Source organism: Archangium sp., from assembly GCF_045802675.1.
GTDB lineage: Bacteria > Myxococcota > Myxococcia > Myxococcales > Myxococcaceae > Archangium.
The window spans coordinates 109,088-118,444 of sequence record NZ_JBJMQO010000091.1; the positions used below are offsets into that span (position 1 = coordinate 109,088).

Annotated in this window: 8 protein-coding genes; 1 reads left to right on the plus strand and 7 read right to left on the minus strand. The window is 72.3% G+C overall.

Going from position 1 to position 9,357, the window contains the following annotated elements; genetic code table 11:
* Window positions 1-26: 26 nt before the first annotated feature.
* From ACJ8AN_RS26215 to ACJ8AN_RS26240, 6 genes are read right to left on the minus strand one after another with little or no spacing between them, the layout of a single operon-like run.
* Window positions 27-2,552 (minus strand): response regulator, encoded by a 2,526-nt coding sequence (locus tag ACJ8AN_RS26215; protein ID WP_407758201.1) that lies wholly within the window; start codon window positions 2,550-2,552, stop codon window positions 27-29.
* The gene (locus tag ACJ8AN_RS26220; protein ID WP_407758202.1) at window positions 2,549-4,363 is read right to left on the minus strand and encodes a methyl-accepting chemotaxis protein; all 1,815 of its coding nucleotides are present in this window, start codon (window positions 4,361-4,363) and stop codon (window positions 2,549-2,551) included. Before ACJ8AN_RS26220 ends, ACJ8AN_RS26215 begins: the two co-directional genes overlap by 4 nt.
* Before the next feature lie 4 nt (window positions 4,364-4,367).
* A complete protein-coding gene (locus tag ACJ8AN_RS26225) occupies window positions 4,368-6,188 on the minus strand; it encodes a methyl-accepting chemotaxis protein (RefSeq protein ID WP_407758203.1) in 1,821 nt (606 codons plus the stop codon).
* The gene (locus ACJ8AN_RS26230; protein ID WP_407758204.1) at window positions 6,185-6,535 is read right to left on the minus strand and encodes a protein CrdC; all 351 of its coding nucleotides are present in this window, start codon (window positions 6,533-6,535) and stop codon (window positions 6,185-6,187) included. Before ACJ8AN_RS26230 ends, ACJ8AN_RS26225 begins: the two co-directional genes overlap by 4 nt.
* Before the next feature lie 33 nt (window positions 6,536-6,568).
* On the minus strand, window positions 6,569-7,003 hold the full coding sequence (locus ACJ8AN_RS26235; RefSeq protein ID WP_407758205.1) for a chemotaxis protein CheW: 435 nt from the start codon (window positions 7,001-7,003) through the stop codon (window positions 6,569-6,571).
* A gap of 27 nt (window positions 7,004-7,030) precedes the next feature.
* Window positions 7,031-7,789 carry an OmpA family protein gene (locus tag ACJ8AN_RS26240; protein ID WP_407758206.1) on the minus strand — a complete coding sequence of 253 codons (759 nt, stop codon included), beginning with the start codon at window positions 7,787-7,789 and terminating at the stop codon, window positions 7,031-7,033.
* 187 nt (window positions 7,790-7,976) lie between these two features.
* Between ACJ8AN_RS26240 and ACJ8AN_RS26245 the strand changes: the two genes are divergently transcribed.
* Complete coding sequence (locus ACJ8AN_RS26245; RefSeq protein ID WP_407758207.1) at window positions 7,977-8,738, plus strand: MBL fold metallo-hydrolase; 762 nt, start codon at window positions 7,977-7,979, stop codon at window positions 8,736-8,738.
* 171 nt (window positions 8,739-8,909) lie between these two features.
* Here ACJ8AN_RS26245 and ACJ8AN_RS26250 read toward each other — a convergent pair whose 3' ends face one another.
* Window positions 8,910-9,293 carry a hypothetical protein gene (locus ACJ8AN_RS26250; protein WP_407758208.1) on the minus strand — a complete coding sequence of 128 codons (384 nt, stop codon included), beginning with the start codon at window positions 9,291-9,293 and terminating at the stop codon, window positions 8,910-8,912.
* Between the last annotated feature and the right edge of the window lie 64 nt (window positions 9,294-9,357).

A 9,357-nucleotide genomic window follows, 5' to 3' on the forward strand; every position in this document is an offset into this window, starting at 1 on the left:
GTGGCCGCGTGTCCCCCAGGGGCATGTCAGCCCAGGAGCCGGCCGACCACGTCCACGAGATCCTGACGCACCAGGTCACCCTTGGTGATGTAGCCGTTGGCGCCGGCCGCCAACCCACGCTGCCGGTCCTCCTCTCCCCCACGGGTGGTGAGGATGACCACGGGGAGAACCTTGTGCGTCGGGTGGGCCTTGAGGCGGCGGGTGAGCTCCAGCCCGTCCACGCGAGGCATTTCCAGGTCGCTGCAGACCAGGTCCACCTTGGTGCCGTTGAGCAGCTCCAGGGCTTCCATGCCGTCGGTGGCCATGAGGACGTCGTAGCCCACGGCCTCCAGCAGCGAGCCGATGAGCTCCCGGGTGAGCGGCGAGTCGTCCACCACCAGGATGCGGCGGCGGGGCGCGGGAGGGGGCCTGGCGGGAGCGGGCGCGCGAGGCACCCGCAGGCCCATGGCCCCCTGGGCACCGGCGATGAGGTGGGCCGCCGACAGCACCATGGCGAGCCGGCCATCCGCCAGGGTGGTGGCCCCGGTGAGGTGCGGGAAGCTCCCGAGCAGGCCCTTGAGCGGGAGGATCGCCTGGACGCTCTCCTCGAGCACCCGGTCCACCGCGAGCGCGGCCGTGGCGCCCTGGCTGCGCACCGCCAGCACCAGCGCGCCCTCCTCCGCCACCTGATCCGGCCCCAGCCCGAGCAGCGCGCCCAGCGAGGCGAAGGGCATGGCCTCCCCCTCCACCTCCAGCACCGCGCGCCCGGCCACCTCCTTCACCTGCGAGGCCTCCACCTTCACCGCCCGCGACACATGGGCGGCGCTCAGGCAGAGCGTCTCCTCGGCCACCTTCACGAAGAGCAGCGGGGCCACGGTGAGCGACACCGGCACCCGCAGCTCGAAGCGCGTGCCCCGGCCCGGCGTGGACTCCACCAGCACGTCCCCGCCCAGCGCCCGCAGCGAGCTGCGCACCGCGTCCAGCCCCACGCCGCGCCCGGAGATGTCCGTGGCCACCTCGCGCGAGGTGAAGCCCGAGAGGAAGATGAGCTCGCGCGCCGCCTGGTCCGTCAGCGCCGACGCCGTGGCCTCGTCCAGGAAGCCCTTGCGCACCGCCGAGCGGCGCAACAGCGCGGGCTCCAGCCCCACGCCATCGTCCTCCACCCGCAGCACCAGCCGGTTGCCCTCGCGCGCCGCGCCCAGCGTCAGCCGCCCGCGCGGGTGCTTGCCCGAGGCCACCCGGTCCACCCGCGACTCCAGCCCGTGGTCCAGCGCGTTGCGCACCAGGTGCAGCAGGGGGTCTCTCAACGCCTCCACCACCGCCCGGTCGGCGCGGGTGTCCTCGCCGTCCACCACCAGCTCCACTTCCTTGCCCAGCTCGCGCGCCAGGTCCCGCACCATGCGCGGGTAGGGCTCGAAGAGGACGGACAGCGGCAGCATGCGCAGGCGCTGCACCTCGTCGGCCACGTAGCCCAGGTCGCGCAGCTCCTCGTTGGCCAGCAGCTTCGCCTCGCGGTGCAGCTCCGCGGCCAGCTCCTTGGCCCGGCCGAGCCGCTCGGCCAGCATGCCGCCCGCGAGCCCGAGGTCCTCCGCGGCCCGCGCCAGCAGGCTCAGCTCGCGCGCCAGCTCCAGGCGCCGGAGCGTGGCCAGCTCGCGGCGGCGAGACACCTGGGTGAGGTTCGTCACCGCGCTCGTCAGCAGGTCCAGGCTCGCCACGCCAATGCGCACCGAGCCATCCGCCCTGTCCCCGCTGCGCACGCCCGTCGTCACGGTGGCCGTGCGGGTCAGCGGCGGCTCGGGAGTGGCCGGCGGCATGCGGTTGATGGTGGTGCTGGCCGTGGACGCCGCCGAGGACTGCGCACGCGGAGGCTCCACCGCCACCGTGCGGCCCCCCATGGGCGTGCGGGACGCGGCCGGGGGCACCGGTGCCGGAGCCGGCGCAGGGGCCTGCCGGGACACCAGCGAGGGGCCCGTGGCCACGCCCAGGGGAGCCGAGCCCCAGGCCGGCGTGACGTCCTGTTCGTCCCGCTCCTGCGGCTCCCTGCGCACAGGCGGGGCCTGCGTCGCCGTGCCTGGCGTGGACGGGTCCACCCGCAGGGCGGCGGCCTGCATCGAGGCCGACGCGGACGGTGTGGACGGGTCCACCTTCAGGGGCGCGCCCGGAGCTGTGCCGGACTCACCCTGGCCAGAGGCCTCGGCGCGGGTGCACTGCTGCAACCACCGCACCAGCCTGGCCACCTCGGGCGGCGTCTGCTGCGGCTCGGGTGACGCCCCGGCCAGCACCAGCACCGCGTCTCCCGCCTGGAGGAGCGCGTCGATGGAGCCGGCGCTCAGCGCATGCTCGACGCGCTCGGTGGAGCGCACCAACTCCTCCATCTCGTGGACGACGGTGTTGATGTCGTCGAAGCCCATCATCCGGGCCTCGCCCTTGAGCCCGTGCAGCTCGCGCAGCACCGTGCGGCCCGCCTCCACGCTCGCCCCGGCCTCCAATTCCACGATCCGGCGGTTGATGCGCTCCAGGCGCACCCCCACCAGCTCGCGGAACTGCTTGAGGAGCCTCTCCCGCGCGCTCACCCGTTGCTCCCTGGCGCCGGCGGGTCGATCTGAAAGCGCTCCACCACGCCCCTCAGGTCACGCGCCAGCGAGGACAGGTCGCCATTGGCGCTGATGACCTGCTTGGTGGCGTTGTGGCTCTGCTGGGTGATGCGCAGGATGTCCGCCATGGCCTCGGCCAGCAGATCCGTCCCGCCCTGCTGCTGCTGGGTGGCCAGGGAAATCGCCCGCACCGCGTCCGAGGTGCGCCCGGCCAGCTCCACGATCTGCCGCAGCGACTCGGAGACCTGCTGCGCCAGCGCGGTGCCCGTCTCGGTGGCGCGCACGCCGCCCTCGGTCGCCATCACCGCCCCGCCCGAGGCGTCCTGGACCTCCTCGATGAGCCCTTCAATCTCCTTGGTGGACTCGATGACGTTCTCCGCCAGGCGGCGCATCTCCGCGGCCACCAGCGAGAAGCCCTGCCCCACCTCGCCCGCCTTGGTGCCCTCCAGCTCGGCGTTGAGCGCCAGCAGGTCCGACTTGTCGGCCACGCCGTTGATGAACTCGACGATCTTGCCGATCTGCTGCACCCGCTTGTTCAACCGGGCCACCGCCGTGGCGATGGCCTGGTTGTCGTGGCGCATGCGGTTCATCGTCTCCAGGAAGGACTCGGCGCTGGCCTGGCCTCCCCGGGCCGCCGCGAGCGTCTTGTGGGCGATCTCCGCCACCGAGCCCGCGTTCTCGGCGATCTGCCGCGCCGAGCGCGCCAGCTCCTCGGTGGTGGCGCTCGTCTCGTCCAGGGAGCTGGCCTGCTCGGCGGCGCCCGCCTCGTAGCGGGCGGAGGTGGCGATGATCTCCTCGGTGGTGGAGCCGATGCGGGTGCCCGCGCGCTGCAGCTGCGCCAGCACGTTGGCCAGGTGGCTGCGCATGGTGGAGAAGGCGGCCGACACGGCCCACACCTCGTCCTCGGCGGGGATGATGCTCGAGCGGCTGAGGTCACCCTCGGCGATGCGGTGGGCCTCCTCGCCGAGCTGGCGCATGGGGCGGCCGAGCAACGTGCCCCCCAGGTAGGCGGCGGCCAGGGCCACGCCGAAGACGAGCAGGCACAGCGCGCCCCCGGACCACAGCGCATCGTTGCTCAGCTGCGCGGCCAGCTCCGCCTGCTTCGCCGGGTGCGTCTCCGCGAGCATCTGATCGAACGCCCGCTCCGCCAGCACCGAGGACACGTCCCAGATGAGCACCGCCGGCGTCACCACGACGATGGTGGTGAAGAGGACGAGCCGGGGACGGTTCTGCGCGCGGCGGGGCGCCACGGAGATGGCGAGCTCGGGCGTCACGCCCAGGGGAGCCATGTCCAGCACCACGCGCCGGGCGTGCAGGGTGACCATGCAGTACGACAGCAGCGCGGACATGGGGCCGAAGAGCAGCCCCGGCCAGCCCATGCGCAGCGCCTGGATGAGGCTGGTGGACGCACCGCAGGCCCACATCCCCAGGTTGACGAAGACGGAGGTGAGCAGCCACAGCACGAGCGTGGAGACGAAGGCGAAGTCCGCCAGGCGGTGGACCTCCCCCAGGGCCAGCGCGAGCCGCTCCGGCTCCTGAGGACCGGCCTCCCGCTCCACGCCGCGCAGCACGCGCAGCCGGCGCAGGCAGAGGAACGCCTCCATCCCGATGGCCACGAGCGAGAAGGCGCCCATGAGCTGGAGGAAGAGCGGGAAGGTGTCGCGCAGCTGCTCCAGGAGCGTGAGCTGCGCGTAGCGTCCCGCGAGAATGGCGGTGGTGCCGTTGGCGTAGATGATCGCCATCAACAGACTGCGGCTGAAGGAGCGGCTCAAACGGGGCATGCGTGCCATGGCCTCAGCCCTCCTTCTCCGCGACGCGGAAGCGCTGCACCGTGGCCTTCAAGTCCCTGGCCAGCGCGGACAGGTCCGTGTTGGCGGCCACCATCTGCTGGGTGGCCGAGGCGTTCTCCTCGGTGACGCGCAGGATGTCGCCCATGGCGGCGGCGAGCTGATCCGTGCCCGTCTGCTGCTGCTGGGTGGCCAGGGAGATGGAGCGCACCGCGTGGGAGGTCTGCCGCGCCAGCTCGAGGATGAGGCCCAGGCTCTGGTCCACCTGCGCCGCCAGCGAGGCACCGCGATCCGTCGTCTTCAAGCCCGCCTCGGTGGCCATCACCGCCGCCTGGGTGGCGTCGCGGATTTCGTCGATGAGCCGTTCAATGGCCAGCGTGGAGGACAGCACGTTCTCCGCCAGGCGGCGCATCTCCGCGGCCACCAGCGAGAAGCCCCGGCCGGGCTCGCCCGCCTTGGTGCCCTCCAGCTCGGCGTTGAGCGCCAGCAGGTCCGACTTGTCGGCGATCTCGTTGATGAACTCGACCACCTTGCCGATCTGCTGCACGCGCTTGTTGAGCCGCACCACCGCGTCGGCGATGGCCTGGTTGTCACCCTTCATGCGGTGCATGGCCGCGAGGAAGGCCGCCGCGCTGCGCTGCCCGCTCTGGGCCGCTCCGAAGGTGGTCTCCGCCATGGCCGATACCGACTCGGCGTTGACGGCGATCTGCTGGGCCGAGCGCGCCAGCTCCTCGGTGGTGGCGCGCGTCTCGTTGAGGGAGATGGCCTGCTCCCCCGCCCCGGACTCCTGGTCCGCCGACGTGGCCACCAGCTGCTCGGTGGTGGAGGAGATCTGGAGCCCCGCGCGCTGCAACTGCACGAGCGCCTGGGCCAGCTGCGCCTGCATGCGCGTGAAGGCGCCGGACACGGCCCACACCTCGTCCTCGGCGGGGATGAAGCGGGGCGTGCGCACCTCGCCCTGGGCGATGCGCGTGGCGTCCTCGGAGAGGGCGCGCAGGGGCTCGGCCAGCGCGGTGCCGGCCACGTACGAGGTGCCCACCACCAGCAGCACCACCAGCCCGGCGAACAGCCCGAGCGGCAGCCCGGTGGCCTTGCGTGTGCGCTGCACCACCACGAGCTGCTCCTGGGGATTCTTCGTCTCCAGGATCTGATCGAAGGTGCGCACCGTGCGCGTCACCGACACGTCGAGGATGAAGGCGGACGGGCTGAGCACCGCCACCGCGGTGAACATCACCAACCGGCGCCGCAGCCGCAGCCGCTCGTTGGGAAGGGCGGCGATGACCTCCTGGGGCGACAGGCCCTGCGCGGCGATGCGCTCGGCGGTCCGGCGGCCCCGGCGCACCACCATCAGGTAGACGAGCATGGAGGACAGCGGCCCGAGCGACAGCGCCACCAGCCCGATGCGCATCCCCACCGTCCAGTGGGCGTCCGCCAGGGGAACGAACGTCACCGCCAGCATCAGCCCGCCGCCCAGCCACCCCTGGAGGGTGAACCAGAAGCAGCGCCCGGGGATGCGGCGGACCTCCTGCAACGCCCGGCGCAGGTTGTCCGGGCTACGGGGCAGCCGGCCCTCCTCCAGCGCCCGCAGCACGCGCAGCGCATGCCGCTCCTGGGCGCCGGACAGCACGGCGTTCATCACCAGCACCGCCACCAGCAACCCGCAGAAGAGCCAGCCACTGCCCTCGGGCAGCAGCGAGTGGGTGAGGCGTCCGTACAGCATCGCCAGCACCAGCCCCACCCCACCGCCCAGCGCGGATGGACGCGTGGTCCACACCGCCTGGCCCTCGAGGCCCTCGGGGCCCTGCTGCTGTGCCACTGGCGTGCTCACGCGGCCTCCCGGGTGGAGGGCGTCAGGAAACGCCCGAACTCGACCAGCGACATCAACGGCCACAGCACGCCGCGCACCTGGATGAAGCCGCGCAGGCTCCCCCCCGCCACCCGGCCCAACACCGCCGGGGCGGGCAACAGCGAGAGGGGCTCGGAATCGATCTCCAGCGCGTCCACGCCCACCGACTCGCCCGTGGCGGCCACGAGGATGCGCTCGGCGCCCTCCGCCCCATCGAAGGCCTGACGGGCGGAACCGGTCCGGCCTCCAAACGTGGTGGGGGACTCGATGGTGGCCACCTCGTGCGCGCAGAACGCCACACGATCGGCGCCCGCCCGGCACAGGAGCATGCCCGTGACACTCCGGCTCGCTGACGCCATCGCTCAGCTACCCTGGCTGAGGTGGTCGAACAGGCCCTCGGGGTCGATCACCGCCACGTCGCGCTGGGCGCTGCGGGCGGGCCCGCGCAGGTGGAGGTGCACCCCGGTGGCGCCCAGGGGCTCCAGGCGTCCGTCCACCTGGGACACCCCGGCCACCCGGCTGGCCGTGAGGGCCAGGGTGCCGCGGGTGAGCCGCACCAGCACCGCGCGGCGCGTGGGCTCACTCTCCCCGCTCACCAGCAGGCTCATGTCCACCACGGGGATGACCTCTCCGCGGTGGGCGAAGACGCCCAGCAGGTGCACGGGGGCTCCGGGCACCCGCGTCAGCTCGGGGAAGCTGACCACTTCCGCCGCGCACTCAGCCGGTACGGCGTACCAGCTGCTGCCACAGGCGAATACGAGGTAGGACTGCCGTGTCTCGGTCTCGGTCGAGGCCATTTCGCGCGCAGCCTACCTCAAGGACGGCTAGTGGACGAACTCGACTCGACGGTTGGCTGCCCAGGCCTCCTCCGTGGAGCCCTGCTCGGCCGGCCGGTTCTCGCCGTAACCCACCGTCTTCAGCTGGTTGGCCGGCACGCCCAGGTCCGTCAGGTACTTCTTCACCGAGGCGGCGCGCTTCTGGGACAGCTGGAGGTTGTACTCCTCCGTGCCACGCTCGTCCGCATGCCCAGCGAGCTCGATGCGGCCGGAGCCAGCGGCCTTGATGCAGTCGGCCAGCGCGCTCAGGCGGCTCTGGGCGTCGGCAGGCAGGGTGGCCTCGTTGAAGCCGAAGCGCAGCGGCTCCCAGTTGCACTCGGCCTGGGGGGCCTTGGCGGCCACGCACTTGTTGCCCTGGCACTCCTGGCCGTCACCGCAATCGGTGTTGGCGTTGCAGGCGCCCGGCGGCAGCGCGCAGCGGCCCTTCTGGCACTCCTGGGCGCCCTGGCACTGGCCCTTGGAGGTGCACTGCGGCTCGGCGCACTTGCCGGCCTCGCAGATCTTCCCGCCCGTGCACTGCTCGTCGCGCGCGCACTCGGGGCCCTTGGGCGTGCACTTGTTGCCCTGGCAGGTGAAGCCTTCCTTGCAGTTGGCGTCGGTCGAGCACTCCTGGCAGGTGCCATTGACACAGACCTCGCCCTTCTCCTGGCAGGTCTCGTCGCTCTTGCAGTTGGGGTAGGTCGGCGGGCAACCGGTCAGCACCGCCACGGCGAGGGCGAGCCCCGCGACCATCGAGATCCGACGCATTCTTCCTCCGAAAAAGCTGACGTCCAGCGGACGATTCACGAGCCGTCCGCGTGTAGCCCGCCCTGGAACGCGGAGTCAAAGCCTTTTGTCCCTGGCGCAAGGTTGCACCCCGCGCCCTCCCGGGGCCCACGAAAGCCCTGATAGAACAAGGCATTTCCAGGCCCGGGTTCCTGTCGAGGTGAGGACGATGAAACGCGCGTTGAAGGGGGTGGCGGTGCTCCTGCTGGTGCCCGTCCTGGCCGTGGTGGCGCTGGCCGTGACCATGTTCGCTGGCAACCCGGAGATTCCGGATGGCCTCGAGCTGGAGGGCTTCGCCCGGGTGGTGAAGGACGGCTTCGTCAGCGTGGCGGTGCTCGACGCCGGCCCGGGCGCGGTGGCGCTCATCGACTCGGGGACGGATGTCGAGGGCAAGGCGGTGCTGGCGGAGCTGAAGCGCCGCGGCCTCGGTCCCGAGGCGGTGAAGGCCATCCTCCTCACGCACGGGCACGTGGACCACATCTCCGGCTGCCACCTCTTCCCCCAGGCCCAGGTGATGGCGCTCGAGGGAGACGTGGCGCTCGCCGAGGGGCGCGAGGCCAACCACAGCCCCGTCGGCAAGCTGCTGCCGATCGCCGACCGCCAAGTGCACGTCACCCGCGCGCTGAAGGACGGGGAGACGGTGCCGGTGGGCACCCTGGCCATCCGCGTCTTCTCCATTCCCGGCCACTCCCGGGGCAGCGCCGCGTACCTCGTCAACGGCGTGCTCTTCCTCGGGGACAGCGCGGACGCGACGAAGGAGGGGCAGCTCGTCGCGGCCAAATGGCCCGTCACCGAGGACGCGGACCAGAACCGCGCGTCCCTCGAGGCGCTGGCCGCGCGGCTCAAGCCCGAGGAGGTGAAGCAGCTCGTCTTCTCGCACACCGGGGTGCTCCCCGGGTACGCGCCGCTCCAGGGCTTCGCCGCGAAGTGAGCCACGCCCTCTCCAGAGCCAGGCCCGCCAAGGTAGGTCCTGTCAGGGGGGAGGCTCCGGGCGCGTTTTCCCGCAACTGGTCCGATGGTCGTACCAGTCGGGACGAAACTCGACCGGAAGGTGCCTCGCCCCTTGCGGCAGCACCCCTGAGCAGGACCTGGCCCACCTGACCTAGCGGGCGCGGCACTCGCCATCCACCCACTGCGGCCGAGGCATGCGCGTCAGGCCGCAGGTGGACTTGATGCCCGCCTCCGTCTGCCATTCGCGCTCGGCCTTCTCGAGCGCCTCGAGCTTCTCGCGCAGCGCCTTCACGTCCGTCGTCCGCGAGCAATAGGCGAGGTACTCGCGCGGCCCGCCGCAAGGCTTGTGGCCGAAGCCCGCCACCTCGCACTCCTCCACCTTGTCGCACCCGCGCGGCTTCGCCAGCGCCCGCGCCTCGCTCGCGAGCTTCTCCGCGCGCGCCTTCGCCTTCGCGCCCTTCGCCGCCTCCGCGCCCCCCGCCGCCAGCAGCAACGCCACCGCCCACGCCCCCTTCCAGACCGTCCGCGATGCCATGCCGCACCTCCTCATGTCGCTCGAAAAGCAGAACGCGCTGGCGGGAGGACCCCACACCAGCGCG

Excerpts from the sequence above, each read along its gene's own strand:
- ACJ8AN_RS26220 (WP_407758202.1), bottom strand. The coding sequence starts at position 4,363 with ATGGCACGCATGCCCCGTTTGAGCCGCTCCTTCAGCCGCAGTCTGTTG.
- ACJ8AN_RS26230 (WP_407758204.1), bottom strand. The coding sequence starts at position 6,535 with ATGCTCCTGTGCCGGGCGGGCGCCGATCGTGTGGCGTTCTGCGCGCAC.
- ACJ8AN_RS26235 (WP_407758205.1), bottom strand. The coding sequence starts at position 7,003 with ATGGCCTCGACCGAGACCGAGACACGGCAGTCCTACCTCGTATTCGCC.
- ACJ8AN_RS26240 (WP_407758206.1), bottom strand. The coding sequence starts at position 7,789 with ATGCGTCGGATCTCGATGGTCGCGGGGCTCGCCCTCGCCGTGGCGGTG.
- ACJ8AN_RS26245 (WP_407758207.1), top strand. The coding sequence starts at position 7,977 with ATGAAACGCGCGTTGAAGGGGGTGGCGGTGCTCCTGCTGGTGCCCGTC.
- ACJ8AN_RS26250 (WP_407758208.1), bottom strand. The coding sequence starts at position 9,293 with ATGGCATCGCGGACGGTCTGGAAGGGGGCGTGGGCGGTGGCGTTGCTG.